This window comes from Streptomyces rectiverticillatus, from assembly GCF_013394065.1.
Classification (GTDB): domain Bacteria; phylum Actinomycetota; class Actinomycetes; order Streptomycetales; family Streptomycetaceae; genus Streptomyces; species Streptomyces rectiverticillatus.
On record NZ_CP040752.1, the window covers coordinates 7169591 to 7186175 of the forward strand.

General features: G+C 71.7%; 13 protein-coding genes and 1 pseudogene. 4 read left to right on the forward strand and 10 right to left on the reverse strand.

Translation table 11 applies throughout. The annotated features are described in order from the left end of the window. Positions 1-77 precede the first annotated feature (77 nt). Both FGW37_RS31020 and FGW37_RS31025 read left to right on the forward strand, forming a co-directional pair. Positions 78-278, forward strand: coding sequence for a Scr1 family TA system antitoxin-like transcriptional regulator (locus tag FGW37_RS31020; RefSeq protein WP_179084103.1), 201 nt, complete (start codon positions 78-80; stop codon positions 276-278). Between the two features lie 72 nt (positions 279-350). Continuing rightward, positions 351-761 carry a VOC family protein gene (locus FGW37_RS31025; RefSeq protein ID WP_179084104.1) on the forward strand — a complete coding sequence of 137 codons (411 nt, stop codon included), beginning with the start codon at positions 351-353 and terminating at the stop codon, positions 759-761. An 89-nt stretch (positions 762-850) separates the two neighbouring features. On the opposite strand, the gene FGW37_RS31030 is transcribed toward FGW37_RS31025, so the two are convergent. Continuing rightward, entirely contained in the window at positions 851-1366 is a 516-nt protein-coding gene (locus tag FGW37_RS31030) for a GNAT family N-acetyltransferase (RefSeq protein ID WP_179084105.1), read from the reverse strand. 247 nt (positions 1367-1613) lie between these two features. Between FGW37_RS31030 and FGW37_RS31035 the strand changes: the two are divergent. After that, positions 1614-2551 (forward strand): annotated as a pseudogene (locus FGW37_RS31035) (IS5 family transposase). Positions 2552-2715: 164 nt separating this feature from the next. Here the strand turns inward: FGW37_RS31035 and FGW37_RS31040 are convergent. Then, on the reverse strand, positions 2716-3462 hold the full coding sequence (locus FGW37_RS31040) for an SAM-dependent methyltransferase (RefSeq protein WP_179084106.1): 747 nt from the start codon (positions 3460-3462) through the stop codon (positions 2716-2718). Positions 3463-4040: 578 nt separating this feature from the next. Between FGW37_RS31040 and FGW37_RS31045 the strand changes: the two genes are divergently transcribed. Further along, entirely contained in the window at positions 4041-4190 is a 150-nt protein-coding gene (locus tag FGW37_RS31045; RefSeq protein WP_425506673.1) for a transposase, read from the forward strand. A 21-nt stretch (positions 4191-4211) separates the two neighbouring features. On the opposite strand, the gene FGW37_RS31050 is transcribed toward FGW37_RS31045, so the two are convergent. From FGW37_RS31050 to FGW37_RS31085, 8 genes are all read right to left on the reverse strand, one after another. Continuing rightward, complete coding sequence (locus FGW37_RS31050; protein WP_179084107.1) at positions 4212-5363, reverse strand: substrate-binding domain-containing protein; 1152 nt, start codon at positions 5361-5363, stop codon at positions 4212-4214. Further along, positions 5360-6469 (reverse strand): ABC transporter permease, encoded by a 1110-nt coding sequence (locus FGW37_RS31055; RefSeq protein ID WP_179084108.1) that lies wholly within the window; start codon positions 6467-6469, stop codon positions 5360-5362. The genes FGW37_RS31050 and FGW37_RS31055 overlap by 4 nt, the downstream gene beginning before the upstream one ends. Further along, complete coding sequence (locus tag FGW37_RS31060; RefSeq protein ID WP_179084109.1) at positions 6466-8019, reverse strand: sugar ABC transporter ATP-binding protein; 1554 nt, start codon at positions 8017-8019, stop codon at positions 6466-6468. Before FGW37_RS31060 ends, FGW37_RS31055 begins: the two co-directional genes overlap by 4 nt. 127 nt (positions 8020-8146) lie before the next feature. Next, positions 8147-11098 (reverse strand): SpoIIE family protein phosphatase, encoded by a 2952-nt coding sequence (locus tag FGW37_RS31065; RefSeq protein ID WP_179084110.1) that lies wholly within the window; start codon positions 11096-11098, stop codon positions 8147-8149. A 176-nt stretch (positions 11099-11274) separates the two neighbouring features. After that, positions 11275-12240, reverse strand: a complete 966-nt coding sequence (locus FGW37_RS31070) for a cyclase family protein (protein ID WP_179085013.1) — start codon at positions 12238-12240, stop codon at positions 11275-11277. 216 nt (positions 12241-12456) lie between these two features. Beyond that, positions 12457-14541, reverse strand: a complete 2085-nt coding sequence (locus FGW37_RS31075; RefSeq protein WP_179084111.1) for an ABC transporter ATP-binding protein — start codon at positions 14539-14541, stop codon at positions 12457-12459. 32 nt (positions 14542-14573) lie between these two features. After that, positions 14574-15044 carry an NUDIX hydrolase gene (locus FGW37_RS31080; RefSeq protein WP_179084112.1) on the reverse strand — a complete coding sequence of 157 codons (471 nt, stop codon included), beginning with the start codon at positions 15042-15044 and terminating at the stop codon, positions 14574-14576. A 453-nt stretch (positions 15045-15497) separates the two neighbouring features. Beyond that, the gene (locus tag FGW37_RS31085) at positions 15498-16523 is read right to left on the reverse strand and encodes a zinc-dependent alcohol dehydrogenase family protein (RefSeq protein WP_179084113.1); all 1026 of its coding nucleotides are present in this window, start codon (positions 16521-16523) and stop codon (positions 15498-15500) included. Positions 16524-16585 lie beyond the last annotated feature (62 nt).

Genomic DNA, 16585 nt, shown 5'->3' on the forward strand with positions numbered 1-16585 from the left:
GCCGGTGGAGAGCATCGAGAAGCGGGTGGAGCTGCTCATCGCCGTCAGCTGATGCCGGCTATCGAGCTATCACGCACTTGCGGTTCAGGGACGGCGGGCCGGCCGAGCTCGTCTGCGTCGAGCACATTGACAACGCGATGTACCGGACCCGGTCGGCAGAGGTCGACCGGTACCGCCACGCGTTGAACGAGTTGGGCTACGCGGCGGCTGACCGGGAGAAGACCAACCGGTTGCTGGAGAAGGCCGCCGAAGGCTACCGCCGCTGCATGCCTGTGTGAGTCGGCCCGGCCGGCCGGGGTTAGGGCTTGTCTCAAAGTCCGGCTCGTTTGAGCTTGTGGCAAGATCGCGGGATGCTACGACTAACCGACTTCATCATCGATTGCCCGGACACGATGAAGCTGGCAGCCTTCTACTCTGAGGTGATGGGGCTCCCGGTCAAGGAGGGCAGTAACGAGAACTGGGCCGGTATCCAGTTCGGCGAGATCGAACTGGCCTTCATCCAGGTGGAGGACTACCGCGCCCCGCAGTGGCCCGACAGCGAGCACCCCAAGCAGTTCCACCTCGACTTCGAAGTCGACGACATCGAGGCCGAACAGCGCCGCGTCCTCGCCCTCGGCGCGACCCTGCAGCGGGACTGCATCGGCCCCGACGGCTACGGCTTCCGCGTTTACGCCGACCCCATTGGCCACCCCTTCTGCCTCTGCCGCAACAAGGGTGTCATCTGGACCGATCAGGGCCTCATCTGGCCCAAGCGCGACTAGGTTCTGTCTCTCCGATCACGCTGGGTGCCCGGGGAAATCAGCCACCGCAATGGGGTCCTGGAGGGCACTGCTTCCAGGATCCCACGCAATCAGCGCAGATCGCGGTCCGGGATCGGGATCCTGCACTTGGCTACGTTCTCCCCGGTCGCCCAGCGGTGGAAGCCGGCCTTCTCCATTACTCGGACTGAGGCCGGGTTCGACAGTTCCACGTCGGCGGACACGGTGTGGACTTCTGGCGCGGTGAGGGCGAAGTCGGCGAGGGCCTGGGCGGCCTCGGGGGCATAGCCCCGGCCACGTCGGGAGGCCACGATGCCGTATCCGATCTCAAGGACGCCCTCGCTGGGCGGCCAGAACAGGCCGATGGAGCCCACCACCAGGCCGCTGTCGCACTCGATGACCAGACGGTGGCCGTAGGCGCCGAGCCAGTCGGGATACATCTCGAAGAGGCCCGCGACCACGCGATCACCTTCGGCGGGAAAATCGTCCGCCCAGTGCGGGGACCGGGTGCCGTCGAGGACCGCGGTGGCCTCGCTCCTGGTCCAGGGCCGCAGGACGAGGCGCTTGGTGACCACGTCGGCGTGGACGGGGGAAGAAGAGGAAGACATGTGTCTCTCCTGGTCGTTGGAACGACCGGCCGCGCTCTGCTATCGCACGGGCCGGACGAGGGCAAGCTGATGACGGCCAACGGCAGCCATATTCATCAACCTCCTCATCCCGAGATCACGCGTCTGTCGCGCTGGCGTGAGGGTAATAGCCCCTCCTCAGCCAGGGCAACTCATTTCCGGGCTGCTGACCGAGGCTTTCGCTCGCTGAAGGTCATATCCCTTCGCGCGGCGGCTCGTTGCTCTGATCATGCTCAGCAGAGGGGATCTCAGCGACGACGAGTGGGCGGTCCTGGAACCGCTCCTGCCCAAGGGCAACAACCGGTGCGGCCGGTGGCGAGACCACCGCCAGGTGATCAACGGGATCATCCACCGGATCAGCACCAGCTGCCAGTGGCGCGAGCTGCCCGAACGCTTCGGCCCCTGGCAGACCGTCCACAAACGCCACAAGCTGTGGTCGGCCGACGGCACCTGGAAGAAGCTGCTCCAACACGTCCAGGCCGTCGCCGACGCCACGGGCGACCTCGACTGGAATATCAACATCGACTCCACCTCCATCCGCGCCCACCAGCACGCCGCCGGGGCCCCGAAAGACCCGCCGCCGGCAACGTCCGGTGCTTCAAAAGGGGCCGCACAAAGATCAGTTCACGTGCAGGCGAACATGCGCCCGCACCCGTTCCCGGCGGGGGCGGTGCTCCAGGCGAAGCCCTCGGCCGCTCGCGCGGCGGGCTGACCTGCAAGCTCCACCTGAGTGCGGACGGCAAGTGCCGCCCGCTCTCCTTGGTCATCACTCCGGGGCAGCGGGCGGACTGCACCCAGTTCGAGCAGGTCATGGACAAGATCCGCGTTCCCCGGCTCGGCGTGGGCAGGCCACGGCGGGTACCGGGCAGCGTCAGCGCCGACAAGGCATACAGCAACGGCGTGATCCGCGCCTACCTGCGGCGACGCGGTATCCGGCACGTGATCCCGGAGAAGAGCGACACCAAGACGGCCCGCCTGCGCAGAGGTTCACGTGGCGGCCGACCCGCCCACTTCGACAAGATCCGGTACAAAGCCAGGAACACTGTCGAGCGGGCGATCAACAGAATCAAGCACTTCCGGGCCGTCGCCACCCGCTACGACAAGCGTGGATACGTCTTCCTCGGCACCGTCACCGCCGCCGCACTCCTCATCTGGCTCCGCTCGTGACCGAAGACGGCCTCGGGTATCAATGGAACAACCTGCACAGGCTCGTGGGCGGCGCCCTCCAGCTCGGCATCGGGAAGCGCAACGAGTAGTCAGCGAGATTGGGGCACGGCCTGAAACGTGCGGGTCCGGACAGCATGCTGCCCAGACCCGCACTGCCCGGAGTGTCAGCGGCTCATCAGCGCGAAGACGCCCCAGCCGAGGTACTCACGGGTGTACTGCACGTAGCGGGCAGGCCCGGTGGTGAGCTCGGCCCGCACCTCGGCGGCCAGCTCGTCATCGGGATTCTGCTCGAGCCAGCAGCGGAGGTTGAGCCACTGCGCCGCCTGGTACCGGTCCCAGCTGTCCTGGTCGGCGAGCACCATCTCCACAACGTCGTACCCGAGGTCGCCGAAGTGCCCGATCAGCTCCGGCAGCATCCGGAAGTCGGCTCTGCTGCTGGCGTGACAGCCTTCGACGACGTCCTGGGTCGGCGTTGCCTGACGCCAGTACGGCTCGCCGATCAGCATAAGGCCGCCTGGGCGGAGGCTGCGGCCCAGCAGCTCGACGGTGCCGGCCACGCCGCCCCCGATCCAGGTGGCGCCGACACACGCGGCGAGATCGACCGGCTCGTCCGCGACGTAGCCGGAGGCATCGCCGTGGACGAAGTCGACCTGGTCGGCGACTCCCAGTTCAGCGGCACGGGCGCGGGCCTTCTCGGTGAACACTGTGCTGACGTCCACCCCCGTCCCCGTGACGCGGTGGTCACGCGCCCAGGTGCACAGCATCTCGCCCGATCCGCTGGCGAGGTCGAGTGCCCGCGTGCCAGGTGCCAGATGGAGCGCCTGGCCCAGCGCGGCGAGCTTGTCAGCGGTGAACGGGTTGTGGATGCGGTGGCTGCTCTCGCGAATGGTGAAAATGCGTGGAAGATCCACAGGAGGGATTCCTTAGTTCGATGAGGTCCTGGCGTTCCTGGAGGGCAGCCGTCCGCAGTCGGCCACCACTGCTTGAACCGTCATCAAATGCACCCCGCTTGGACGTGTCGATCTTGGGCCCGCGCAAACCTAGAGCTCTCGGGAGCGACGTGTCCACCGATTTCGGGCGGCGCTGCCAACCACAGGCGACCTCTCGCCGGTCAGTGCGCCCTCGCCCGCACCGGCGGAACGCTGGTCACTCCTCGGCGTGGTGAAGGTCGCGTCCGCGCGGCTGCAGCAAGGTGCCTGGCGGGACTGGCTGCTGTGAGTCCGGGCAGGCGCTGAACGCCATCCCGACGGCCAGAGCGCGAACCAGCCTGTCATCGACATGCTCACCACAGACTGCGGAGAATTCCTCTCCTTCGCTCTGGTGACCGCACATAAGAACTGAGCAGACGCCGCGTCGACGGTCTGTCTCTCCGATCGTGATCGGAGAGACAGAACCTAGTAGGCCGTGTTTCGAAGTAGGTGGAGCCATTCGTTGATGGCGGTGATGTGGACGCATCGCGTCGAAGGCGGGCGCGGATGGCGCGGGAGGAATACGCTGCGGCAGCAGTTCGAGGGCGTCATGGCGGTTCCGCACCGGCAGCCAGTGGCGGGATGTGCCGCCTGGGTTCGGTGCCTGGCAGACCGTCTGCAACCGCTTCGCCCAGTGGCGCGACGCGGGCGCCCCGAGCGGTTGCGTGTGAGGGCCGTGTCAGCGCCCTCTCTTACGTGCCCCAGATCTTCCGGTAGGCCGCGCGGTAGCCGGGTGGGTCCCAGGACGTGGTTCCGGTGCTGTTGGCGGCCGTGGCGATGTGGACCGGGGCGACGTATCCGCTGGGGGGTCGGGCGGAGAAGGCGCGGTTGAACTCGTCGACGATCTGCCAGCCTTGCTGGGAGAGGGGTTCGGGGACGGTGGCTGCCTGGAATTGTTTGCTGTTGATGCGTTGGAAGGCGGAGGGGTCGCCGTCGCCCGCGCCGATGTTGTAGGGGGCGCCGCCGCCCTTTCTGCGGGCGGCGCGCAGGGCGGGGGCGGCGTCGGCGAAGTAGACGTCGTTGATGGCGACGGAGTGGGTCCAGGTGTCGGGGAAGCGGGAGAGGAGGGAGGAGACTTCCTGGGGGGTGCGGCTGGACGTGTCCGAGAGCGGGATGTTCTCCTCCGCGAGGAGCTTCACTCCGGAGCAGGTGGCGAGCTCCTTCTCGATCAGCTCGGACTTGTTCCTGGCGAACGGAATCGAGGCGTCGGTGAACACCACGACTCCGGCGGTGCCGTGGGAGTGCGCGATGACCCAGTCCGCGCTGATCCTCGCGACGTCCTCGACCCGGGTGGTGACGTTGGTGAACAGCCGGGGGTCCGCGCTCGGGCCGGGGGAGTCGACCGCGTGCCAGCCGATGAGCGGGATGCGGTCCGCGTGGGCCCTCGCGACCTGCTGGGACGTCAGACGGGGGTCGAAGCCGCCGATGACGATGCCCGCCGGCCGGAGGGCGACGGCCTGGCTGAACGCCGCCTGGATCCCGGCGGGGGTGCCCTGTCCGTCGATTACCCGGACGTCCCAGCCGATGGCCCGCGCGGCTTCCCGCACACCGTGGACGGTGCCCGCGACGCCCGGGTTGGTCATGGTCTGCGCTACGTAGACGATCTTCTTGCCGCGGACCGCGCGGGGGCCGGTGGTGGGGCCGTCCCACGCCGTGTCGGTCTTCTCGGCCTGCCGGGTGGCCGCCCGGGCCTTCGCCAGGACGGCGGGGCACCCGGCCGCCGCCGGCTCCGGGGGCGGGGAGGCGGCGCCCGTCGACGAACCGCGTTCGCAGCCGGTGGCGACGACGCATGCGGCCACTGCCAGCGCGACCGTACCCGCCAGGGTGGTGCGGGCCGTGGTCACCGCGTGGCTCCGGGCGGGTGACGGGGCGTCCGGGAGGGTTCCGTCCGCCGTCGGCGCAGCTGCCGGCGCGCGGCGTAGCCGGCCAGGCCGACCGCGAGGAGCAGGGTGCTGCCGTTGAACAGCGGCGTGACCCAGAAGCGGGCGCCGAGCTGGCCGATCCCGGCGAGGCCGACGGCCAGGACGGTGACGGCGACGAGGGTGCCCAGGGCGTTGGCGCGGCCGGGCCTGATCGCGGTGGAGCCGAGCAGCGCGCCGACGAAGGCGGGCAGCAGGTAGTCCATGCCGACGCTGGGGTTGCCGGTCTGCTGCTGCGCGGCGAGCAGGACACCGGCGACGCCGACGACCAGGCCCGATCCGGTGAAGGCGTAGATCACGTAGCGCCGGGAGGGGATGCCCACGAGGTCGGCGGCGCGGGCGTTGGACCCGATGACGTAGAAGTACCGGCCGAGGGGCAGCCGTTCCAGGAGCAGCCACAGCGCGGCGGTGAGGGCGAGGACGTAGAAGGCGGAGACGGGCAGGCCGAGGAACCGGGAGTCGTAGAGGGCGGTGAAGGCGGCCGGCAGGCCGTGCGGGCCGGGGACGATCCGGGCCCCGTCGGTGATCCAGCCGGTGAAGGCGTACATGATGCTGCCGGTGCCGAGGGTGGCGATGAAGGAGTCGATCTTCGCGAATTCGACGACGGCGCCGTTGACGGCGCCGACGGCCGCCCCGCCCAGGATCACCACGAGGCAGGCGAGCGGCCAGGGCCACCGTTCGGCGACGACGAGCTGCATCGTCAGGACGTGTGCGAGGCCGAGGCCGTAGCCGATGGACAGGTCGAACTTGCCGGCGGCGATGGGGATCGTGGCACCGAGCGCGAGCACGGCGGGGATCGACTGGCTGGACAGGACCGCGGAGATGTTGTCCAGGGTGGGGAAGGTGCGGGGCAGGGCGAGGGAGAAGCACAGGAACAGCAGGGCCGTGAGGGCGAGGAGGCCGTAGGCGCCGATGAGGTGCCCGAAGAGGTGGCCCGGCGGGTGCCGGGGCGAAGGAGGCGAAGGAGCGGGCGGAGGCACCGGAGAGGAGGGCGGCGGGGACGGGGGAGGGGAAGGGGAGGGCGGCGTCATCGTCCCGGCGTTCCGGTGAGGGCGGCGATGTCCGAGGCGGCGTGGGTGAGCGCGGTGACGGTGAGCGCTTCGCCGCTGAGCTCCGCCGTCACGGTTCCGCGGACGAACACCAGGGCGCGGTGACACACGTCGGCGACCTCCTCGAAGTCGGTGGAGATGAGCAGGACGGCGAGGCCTGCGGCCAGCGCGTCCCGGAGCAGCCGGTAGATCGCCGCCTTGGCGCCGACGTCGACGCCGGCGGTCGGCTCCTCCAGGATCAGCAGGTTCCGGCTCGTCCCCAGCCAGCGCCCGATCATGACCTTCTGCTGGTTGCCGCCGGAGAGGGTGGCGATCGGTGCCTCGCTGTCGCGGGGGTGCACCGCGAACCGCTCGATCAGGGCGCCGGCCGTGGCGCGCTCGCGCCCGGGGCTGATCCAGTGCGCGCCCCGCAGGCCTGCCGCCCGGGGGTTGGCCAGGAAGTTCTCCCGTACGGTCAGCTCCGGTGCGCAGCCCTCCTCCTGCCGGTCGCTGGTCACGAAGCCGACGCCGTCGCCGACGGCGGCCGCGACCGTGCCCGGCCGGTACGGGCGCCCGTTGAGCCGGATCCGCCCGCCGAGGACCGGCCGGGAGCCGGCGAGGGCGCGGCCCAGCTCCATGTGCCCGGCGCCGGTGAGGCCCACCATGCCGAGGATCTCGCCGGGGCGCAGCCGCAGGCTGACCGGCCCGGTGTGCTCGGTGCGCACGCCGTCGAGGCTCAGGACGGCGGGGCCCGGGGCGGGGTCGGTGATGCCGTGGGCGCCCGGCCCGTGGCCCACGGCGTCGTGGCCCACGATGTCGTGCACCAGTCGGGCGGGGCCGTGGCCGGCGAGCGGGCCGTGGCTGACGAGCCGGCCGTCGCGCAGCACGGCGAACGCGTCCGCGACCTTGTACACCTCGTCGAGCCGGTGGGTGACGAAGACGACGGCGCGGCCGTGGTCGCGCAGGGTGTGCAGGACGCCGAAGAGCCGCTCGCAGTCGGCCGCCGGGAGGCTGGCGGTCGGCTCGTCCAGGACGATCAGTGCGGCCCGGGTGCACAGGGCGCGGGCGATGGCGACCAGGGAGCGTTCGGCTCGCGTGAGGTCGGCGACGACGGCGTCCGGGTCGAGGTGTGCGGCGATGATGCCCAGGGCCTCGGTGCACTGCCGGCGGGTCCGCCGCCAGGACACCAGCCCCGCGCGGCGCGGGTATCCGGTGCCCAGGGCGATGTTCTCGGCGACGGTCATCCACCCGACCAGCCCCAGGTCCTGGTGGATGAAGGACATGGCCCGGGAGGCCGCCTCGGTGCCCAGCGGGTGCCCGGCCACGCTCACCTCGCCCTCGTCCGCGTGGTGGATGCCCGCCAGCACCTTGATGAGGGTGGACTTCCCGGCGCCGTTGGCACCGAGCAGGGCCAGGACGCTGCCGGTGCGGATGTCGAGGTCGACCGCGTCCAGCGCGAGGGTGCCGCCGAGCCGTTTGCTCAGGCCGCGTACGCGGACGAGGGGCTCGGGGCCGCGGCCCGGGAGAGGGCGGATGTCGGGAGTGTCGTGCACGGACTTCTCCGGGACCTGTCAGGACCAGTTACCGCAATGCAGATATTCCATCATTTCTATCGTTTTTATCGCCTTCATCGCTTTCATCATGCTACGGCCACCGCGGGCCCCGGCGCCGGATGGGCCGTCAGAGCGCCGGAATGTCGTCGAGGAACGCCTCGGCGCCGAAGGGCTTGCCGCCGACCTCCAGGGCGCACTCCGCCCAGATGACCTTGCCGCCGGCGGTGTAACGGGTGCCCCAGCACTGGGAGAGCTGGGCGACGAGGAACAGGCCGCGGCCGCCCTCGTCGGTGGTGGCCGCGTGGCGCAGGTGCGGGGCGGTGCTGCTCGTGTCGGCGACCTCGCAGGTCAGCGCGCGGTCGTAGAGCAGGCGCACCTGGATGGGGCCGGTGCCGTACCGGACGGCGTTGGTGACCAGCTCGCTGAGCAGCAGCTCGGTGGTGAAGGCGAGCTCCTCCAGCCCCCACTCGGTCAGGCGGGCGGTGACGGCCGCGCGGACGGAGGAGACGAGGGCCGGGTCGGCGGGCAGGTCCCAGACGGCGATCCGGTGCGGGTCCAGGGTGTGGGTGCGGGCCACGAGCAGGGCGATGTCGTCGGCCGGGTGCTCGGGGACCACGGTCCGGACGACCTCCCGGCAGGTCTCCTCGGGCGGGCGGTTCGGGTGGGACAGGGCCCGGCACAGCTGTTCCAGGGCCACGTCGAAGTCGCGGTGGCGGTCCTCGATGAGCCCGTCGGTGTAGAGGACGAGCTGGCTGCCTTCGGGGAGGAGGAACTCGGCGCTCTCGAAGGGGAGGCCGCCCAGCCCCAGGGGCGGGCCGGCGGGCAGCTCGGGGAAGGTCACGGCGCCGTCGGGGCGGACCAGCGCGGGCGGTGGGTGCCCGGCCCGGGCCATCGTGCACTGCTGCGAGGTGGGGTCGTAGATGACGTACAGACAGGTGGCGCCGATGATGCCGGTGTTGCCGCTGGACGGGTCCTCGCCGCACTCCTCCCGGTCCAGGCGCCCGACGAGGTTGTCGAGGTGGGTGAGGACCTCGTCGGGAGGCAGGTCCAGCTCGGCGAAGTTACGCGCGGCGGTGCGCAGCCTGCCCATGGTGGCGGCGGCGTGCAGCCCGTGGCCGACGACGTCCCCGACGACGAGGGCGACGCGGGCGCTGGAGAGGGGGATGACGTCGAACCAGTCCCCGCCGACACCGGACTCGGCGGGCATGTAACGGTGCGCGACCTCGACGGCGTTCTGCTCGGGGAAGCCCTGCGGCAGCAGGCTGTGCTGCAGGGCCAGGACCATGCTGTGCTCGCGCGTGTAGCGGCGGGCGTTGTCGATGCAGATGGCGGCGCGCGTGGCGAGCTCCTGCGCCAGCGAGCGGTCGTCGTCGCCGAAGGGCGAGGGGTCCTGGGAGCGGTAGAAGCTCGCTGTGCCCAGGACGATGCCGCGGGCGAGGAGCGGGACTGCGATGAGGGAGTGGACGCCGTGGGCCAGGAGGCGCTGGGCGCGCGCGGGGTTCTGGGAGATCCAGCCCGGGGCGGCCCGCAGATCGGGCTCCAGGATGCTCTCCCCGCTGGTCAGGCAGCGGAGCTGCGGCGTGGTCCGCTTGAGGTCGACCCGCTCGCCGGCGGGGTAGAAGGGGCAGTCGTCGCGGATGCCGTGGACCACCGTGCGGTGGAGGTCCTTGCGGGGGTCGGACGGCTCGTCGCCGCGCAGCACCGCCGCGGGAAGGTCGATGGTGACGTAGTCGGCCAGGCGCGGGACGGCCATCTCGGCGAGTTCCAGGGCGGTGCGGCTCACGTCCAGCGTGGTGCCGATGCGGGTGCTGGCCTCGGACAGCAGCTCCAGGCGGCGGCGGGCCGCGACGGCGTACTTCCCCACCCCCGGCTCGCCCACCAGCACCAGCCCGCTGGTCGCACCGCCGGCGACGGCGGGCAGGCCTGCGCCGCCGGGCGCGCCGCGTGCGCCGCGTGCGCCGGAAGTGCTGGGAGTGCCGGGAGTCCTGGGAGTGCCGGAAGTGCCGGGCGCGCCTGCTGCGTCCGGCCTGCGGGCCGTCGCCGTGTCCCGGCCGGGCGACGGGCGGCCGGGAAGGCGCCCGGGCGGCGGGACGACGTCGGTGAGGGCCTGCTGCGCCAGGAGGCCGGGGGGAGCGCCGAGGGGCGGCCCGGACTCGGCGGAGACGGCGAGGCGCTGGTGCCGCGAGGGGATGACCGCCTCGACGGCGAGGCCCTCCACGCCGGAGGGGCTCGTCACCGGGCGGCTCAGCAGGGTGACCCGCCGGTCGCCGGGCAGGATCACCTCGACGGCGGCCCGCTGGGCCGAGGCGAGCAGCTCGCCGGCCTTCTCCTTGAGGATCATCTGGTCGCGCCAGTCGAGGCCGCTCGCGGCGAGCTCGCCCAGCTGCCCGTTGACGGGCGTGCCGTCGGTCGGTGCATGGCGCCTGGCGTCGAGGTAGGCCTGCAGCAGGGCGCGCTCCCGCGCCGAGCTCTGCTCCAGCAGCCGCCGTTCGATGGCGCCGGCCGCCCTGCGGATCACGACGTCCAGCGCCGGGTCCGCGTCCGCGTAGGAGTAGCCGAGGCAGAGGACCCCCTCGATGCGCCCGTTGAGCAGGTCCCGTACGGGTATCGCCACGCACGCGTTCGCCTGCGAGCGCTCGGCGAAGTGCTCGGCGCCGTAGATGTTGACCAGGTGCCGCTCCGCGAGGGCCAGGCCGATGCCGTTGGTCCCGCCGTACTTCTCGGCGAACACGAAGCCCGGGACGCTCTGGATCGCGGCCAGGTGCCTGACCATCGCGGCCTCGCCGAACCGGCGTTGCAGCACCGCCCCGCGCGCGTCGGCGAGGGAGATGTTCATGCTCCTGCCGTCGAACATGGCCTGCAGCCGGCCCATCACGGGGGCGGCCGCGCGGATGAGGCGGCCGTCGAGGTCGAGGTCCTGCGTGTAGGGGAGCTCGCAGCCGTCCGGGGAGAGCCCCAGCGCCCGGCTGCGCTGCCACGAGTCCAGGATCGGGCTGCGCACGGCGTCCTCGACCGTCCCGCCGCGAAGGAACTGCTCACGGGCGCGTACGGGACCGATGTCGTCCGCCACGAGCCCCATCCGGATCACTTCCTCATCGGTACGTGCGCCGATGGCCACCCGTACCGGGGTGGCTGCACTGTTGTTCCATTTTAGAACTTTGCCGACATATCGGAACGGGCTGGGCGTGCGCGGTCGTCCGGTCACGGTCAGTGGCGGTCGGTGACAGTGGTGGGGTGGCGGGTGCGGCCCGGCCGTCAGAGCACTGCCACGGGATTGACCGGGGAGCCCGTACCACCGGGGATGCTCAGGGGCGCCACGAGGAGCAGGAACGCGTAACGGCCCGTGCCGGCGCAGGCGGCGGAGAGCTCTTCGAGGTCGAGGTTGTCCAGCAGCGGCACCCCCATCGCGGCGATGGCGAGCGTGTGGACGGGGGAGTGCAGGCCCTCGACGGGGGAGGGCCGGACGTCGCTGTCGCCGTCGCCGCCGAGCAGGGCGATACCGCGCTCGGCCAGCAGGGGCACGGCGTTCACGTGGAGGCCCGCGCAGGAGGCACCGGGGTCCCAGGGGCCCAGTTCCCGGCGGCGCCGGAAGCGGCCGGTCCGCAGCAGCACGGCGTCGCCCTCGCCGATCGTCACGCCGAGCGCCGTCTCCGCGGCGGTGAGGTCCGCGGCGTGCACGGCCTGCCCCGGTTCCAGCCAAGGGGTCTCCATGACGGCCGGCAGGTCGAGGAGCACCCCCCTGGTCACCAGGGGGCCGAGCGCCGCGACCTCCCCGAAGCGGGCCCCTCCGGCACCGACGAGGTCGCGCGCCGTGCCGCCGCCGTAGAACCGCCCGCGGTAGGCGATGTGGGAGAGCGCGTCCAGATGGCTGACGGCCTTGCCGTGGTAGTCGGCGCCGATGAAGTCCTTGTGGACGGCGGGCTCGGGCGCCTCGACGTCGCCCAGGTCGGACATGTAGCGCAGGGCGGGCCTGGTGTTGTCCGGACCGGGCACGGTGTCCCACGGCCGCCCCATCGGCACGACGGTCCCCGTCCGCACCAGGGCGGCCGCCCGCCGGACGTGGTCCGCGGTCACCCGGTTCCAGGCCCCGCGGTCGGCGGGCGCCCAGCGGCCCCACGTGCGGACCCTGCCGAAGAGCGCGTCGAACTCCTCGCGGGAGACGGCGGGCCCGTTGCGGGCGCCGTTCGGCGGGGGAGCCGCCGCATCGGTCGGGAAGCCCATGTCCATGGTGCTGAATGATGAGCCGTCGGCCGCCGGACGCGGGCGATGTGGAGGCGGGCATTTCGGTGACAGCGCTTCTACGCGCGTTGATGACCCGACCGGAACGTCATGCGGCCCCCGGACGGAAACCGCCCGGGGGCCGCAATTACGCATCTCGCATCTACGTGTCTCGCATCCACGCATCTACATCGTCCGTACCTGCACCGCCTGCCCCCACTAAGCCATCCGCCGCTGCTCCGGCACGGGCACGTCCTGGAACTGCCCGCGCTGCAGCTCGTACAGGCCGCGGAAGACGCCTCCGGGCGTGTTCAGCAGCTCCTCGAACGTGCCGCTCTCCCGGAGCTCGCCCTGCTCCAGCACGTGGATGACGTCGGCGTGCCGCACGGACGCGAGGCGGTGGGTGATCAGGACGACGGTCTGCCCGCCGTCGGCGAGTCTGCGGATCTGCTCGAACACCTCCAGCTCGGCCCGGGCGTCCAGGGCCGAGGTGGGCTCGTCGACGATGAGGATGCGGGCGTCGCGGTAGCGGGCGCGGGCGATGCCCAGCCGCTGCCACTGGCCCCCGGAGATCTGATGGCCTCCTTTGTAGCCCTTGGACAGCAGCGTGTCCCAGCCCTTGGGCAGCTCCGCCACGACCTTGTCGGCGCCCGAGTGGACTGCGGCCTCCTCCAGCGCCCGCTGGTCCAGCGGCCGGTCGGTGCGGCCGATGGCCACGTTCATGCGGCACGTGAACGGCCACCGGTGGAAGTCCTGGCCGACCATCGCGATCCGGGAGAACAGCTGCGCCCGGTCCAGTGCGCCGGCGTCCACGCCGTCCCACAGGATGCTCCCGGCGTCAGGCCGGTACAGACCGGCCACGAGCTTGGCGACGGTGGTCTTGCCCGAGCCGTTCACACCGACGAGCGCCACGATCCTTCCGGCGGGGATGTCCAGGGACACGTTCCTGAGCGCCGGCCGCTCGCGGCGCCGGGAGCTTTCGGAACCTTCAGAACCTTCGGAGTCTTCAGAGCCTTCGGGACCTTCGGAACCTTCGCAGCCTCCGGGGCCGTCGGCGGGATAGCGGAAGGTGACGTTCTCGAAGCGGATCAGCGCCGGCCGCTCGGGCACGGGCAGCCCGCCGTCGGGGATGGCCCGCTCCGCCGCCTCCCGGCACAGACGCTCCAGGTCCTGTACGTAGCAGGCCTCCTCGTAGAGGTTGTTGACCTGCAGGACGAGGGTGGACAGGCTCTGCCCGCCGGTCCGTGCGGCCAGCACCGCCGTGCCCGCCACCGACAGGTCCATCGCCCCCGCCGCCAGCAGCCCGATCAGCGCCAGGTACGTCAGGGCCGTGGCGGCGCCGGTGAGCGCGGACGCGACCAGCCGGACCCGGGCGGCGCTGTCGGCCAGCCGCGACTGCTCGGCCTCGGAGTCCTGCGACATGCTGCGGAAGTGATCCACGAGGAAGGGCCCGACGCCGTGGACGCGGATCTCCGGGGCGGGCCCCGTCCGCATCAGGGTCTGGCTCAGCAGCCTCCCGGCCCGCGAGTGCTGCACCCACCGCAGGTAACTCGCGTACCGCGTCCGTGAGTTCCGCAGGGCGGCCCAGGAGCGCGGCACGGTCATCAGGACGAGGAGCGGCAGCAGTACCGGATGCAGCACCGTCAGCACGCCGGCGGCTGCTGCGAAGGACACCAGTGATCCGATGACGCCGGTGCAGTAGCTGATCATGCGGCGCGCCGAGGCGGCCCCGTACTGGGCCGAATCCAGCAGCCGGTGGAAGTCCGCGTCCTCGATCGCCGCCAGCTCGACCCGGACCACGCGCTCCAGGTACTGCTCGGTCGCCACCCGCTCGACCTTCGGCTCCAGCCGGCCCGTGCCCGACGTCGAAGCCGACGCCGCCAGCGCGCTCACCGTCCCGGCGAGCGTCACCACCACCATCGCCGGTGCGGCCGCCAGCAGACGCTGCGCGATGGTCCCGGAGGCCAGGAAGGCGGTCAGGACGCCGTTGACCGCGACCAGTCCCACGGCCTGCCCCGCGCCCCGGATCAGCTCGGCGGCGCCGACCACGGCCAGGGACCGGCGGTCGGCCTGCCGGGCCAGGCGCACCGTGGAGCGGACGAGGCGGGGCAGCCGCAGGGCCATAGCCCACAGCGACATCTCGAAGTACGCCGCCTCGTGCTGGGCCCACCCGTTGTCGTACAGCAGCGGGCCGCCGAACAGCAGCTGTTCCGAATCCGGCCGGCTCCCGGTCGCCGCGTCTCCCGCCGTGGCGCCCTCGCTCGGGTCTTGCTGCTTCCCCGGATTCGTGTTCCTCTGCTTCATGCCGCGCCTCTTCATGTTCATGCCGCGCCTCTTCATGCCGCGCCTCCCGGCTTCCCGTCCCAGCCGTGGGTGGACAGCAGCGCCCCCGAGACGAACCTGCCGAGGACGGCGGCGGTGCAGGGCACGCAATCCGCGGGCGGGTGCGCCGGGTCGGCCCAGACGAGCGTGGAGCACTTCTCCGGCTCAAGGTTGCGCGGCTCGCCCGACCACCGCTGCGCGGTGAAGACGACCCCGACCCGGGCCTGCCCCTCGGGGTTGCGGTGGTGGATCAGGTGGCAGAACTCCAGGTCGGCCGGGTCGATGGCGACTCCGACTTCCTCGGCGACTTCGCGCAGCGCACCGTCGGCCAGGGTCTCGCCGTCCTCGAGATGCCCGCCGGGCGGGGCGAGGAGACCGGCGGCGTACACGTCCCCGGCCCCCCGCAGCAGCAGGACGCGGCCGTCGTCGCGGTGCAGCAGGACCATCACGTCGACCGCGCACGTGTAGCGCGCCCGCTGCCTCATGACGGCCACCTCCCGGAGGTGGCCGCGCCGGATCCCACGGGCCTTGCCGGCCGACGGTGTTCGAATGCCGGATGCACCCCGCCGGTGTGCGCGGGGCCCTCGTGATGGTGATGCACTACGCCTCCTCGTTGACGTACGGATCGGACGAGCGATCGGGAAAACGACCCCTGATCGGGGGCGTCACGGCCCTCCAAGGGCGTTTCGTCGCTCGGGAATTCGAGGAGGCGTCAACCGGCCCGCGGGCTCTGGGCCGGGGGCCGGTCGCCGTTTGTGCGATTCACTCCACCGTGGCCGGTCACCCGATCCGGGGGTTGCGTTGCGGCCGGAAACGATCACTTGCCGCCCCTGTCCCCGTAGCTGCGGGGCGGCTGCAGGCCCCTCTTTGCAGAGGGGCCTGCAGCATCGCGCGGCGGCTGTTCACGGGCCGGGCCCGGCTCGTCGCCGCCCCGGTGGTCACACCTTCACCACGATCTTTCCGGTGAAGGTGCTGGAGTCCATCAGGCGGTGCGCGTCCGTGATGCGCTCCAGGCCGTCGAAGGTCTCGGCGATCACGGGCTCCAGCGTGCCGCCCGCCAGGCCCGAACCGATGAAGGCGGCGGCACGGCGGCGGTACGCCTCGTCGCGGCACGTGACTCCGTTGGCGTACGCGTGGACGGTGAGCGGCCAGTTCATCGACAGCTGGATGGGGCGCGGGTCCAGGAAGCCGTAGGCCACCATCGTGCCGCCCGGGGTCAGTGCGTCGCCGAGGGTCGCGAAGCCCGGGCCGCCCACTCCGTCGAAGGCCATCCGCGCACCCCGGCCACCGGTGATCCGCCCGACCTCCTCGACCAGGTCCTGGGAGCCGGTGCTGATCACATGGGCCGCGCCGAGCTCCAGCAGCCGCTCCCGCTTGGACTCGCCGCGCGTGGTGGCGATCGGGATCGCACCCATCCGCAGGGCCGTCTGGATCGCGGCCGTCCCCGTACCGCTGGAGGCGGCCGTGATGATCACATGGTCGCCCGGGGCCAGCCCGCCGGTCTCCACCATGCCGCCGTACGCCGTCGAGTACGACAGCCACGCCGCCGCGGACGTGACCGCGTCCACGCCCTCGGGCCGGTGCACCAGCGACGTCTCGGGCAGGACGGCGTGCTCGCCGTACACCCCGTGGACACCGAAGTCGAAGTTGGCCGCGGCCATCACCGCATCGCCGGGGGCGAACGCGGCCACGCCCTCGCCGACCGACTCGACCACCCCCGCGGCCTCGTAGCCGAGCCGGGAGCCGGGCAGCGTCGGCCGGTAGTAGTAGCCGCCCGCGCGGAAGAGGGCCTCGGCCCGGTTGAGGCCGATCGCCTCGACGCGGAAGAGGACCTCGCCGGGCCCGGGTTGTGTAAGCGGCACGTCCTCGACCCTGAGGACCTCGGGACCGCCGAGCTCATGGAAGAGAACCGCCCGGGTGACCGCTGCGCCGGTGACTGTCTTGTGTGCAGAAGAAGTTGTCATGGGAACGACCGTATGGAGGAGACGGAAGACGATCCATATCCGAAAGCCTCCTGGTTATGTCC

Excerpts from the sequence above, each read along its gene's own strand:
- FGW37_RS31065 (WP_179084110.1), bottom strand. The coding sequence starts at position 11,098 with ATGGGGCTCGTGGCGGACGACATCGGTCCCGTACGCGCCCGTGAGCAG.
- FGW37_RS31080 (WP_179084112.1), bottom strand. The coding sequence starts at position 15,044 with ATGAGGCAGCGGGCGCGCTACACGTGCGCGGTCGACGTGATGGTCCTG.
- FGW37_RS31025 (WP_179084104.1), top strand. The coding sequence starts at position 351 with ATGCTACGACTAACCGACTTCATCATCGATTGCCCGGACACGATGAAG.
- FGW37_RS31070 (WP_179085013.1), bottom strand. The coding sequence starts at position 12,240 with ATGGGCTTCCCGACCGATGCGGCGGCTCCCCCGCCGAACGGCGCCCGC.
- FGW37_RS31085 (WP_179084113.1), bottom strand. The coding sequence starts at position 16,523 with ATGACAACTTCTTCTGCACACAAGACAGTCACCGGCGCAGCGGTCACC.
- FGW37_RS31030 (WP_179084105.1), bottom strand. The coding sequence starts at position 1,366 with ATGTCTTCCTCTTCTTCCCCCGTCCACGCCGACGTGGTCACCAAGCGC.
- FGW37_RS31075 (WP_179084111.1), bottom strand. The coding sequence starts at position 14,541 with ATGAAGCAGAGGAACACGAATCCGGGGAAGCAGCAAGACCCGAGCGAG.
- FGW37_RS31055 (WP_179084108.1), bottom strand. The coding sequence starts at position 6,469 with ATGACGCCGCCCTCCCCTTCCCCTCCCCCGTCCCCGCCGCCCTCCTCT.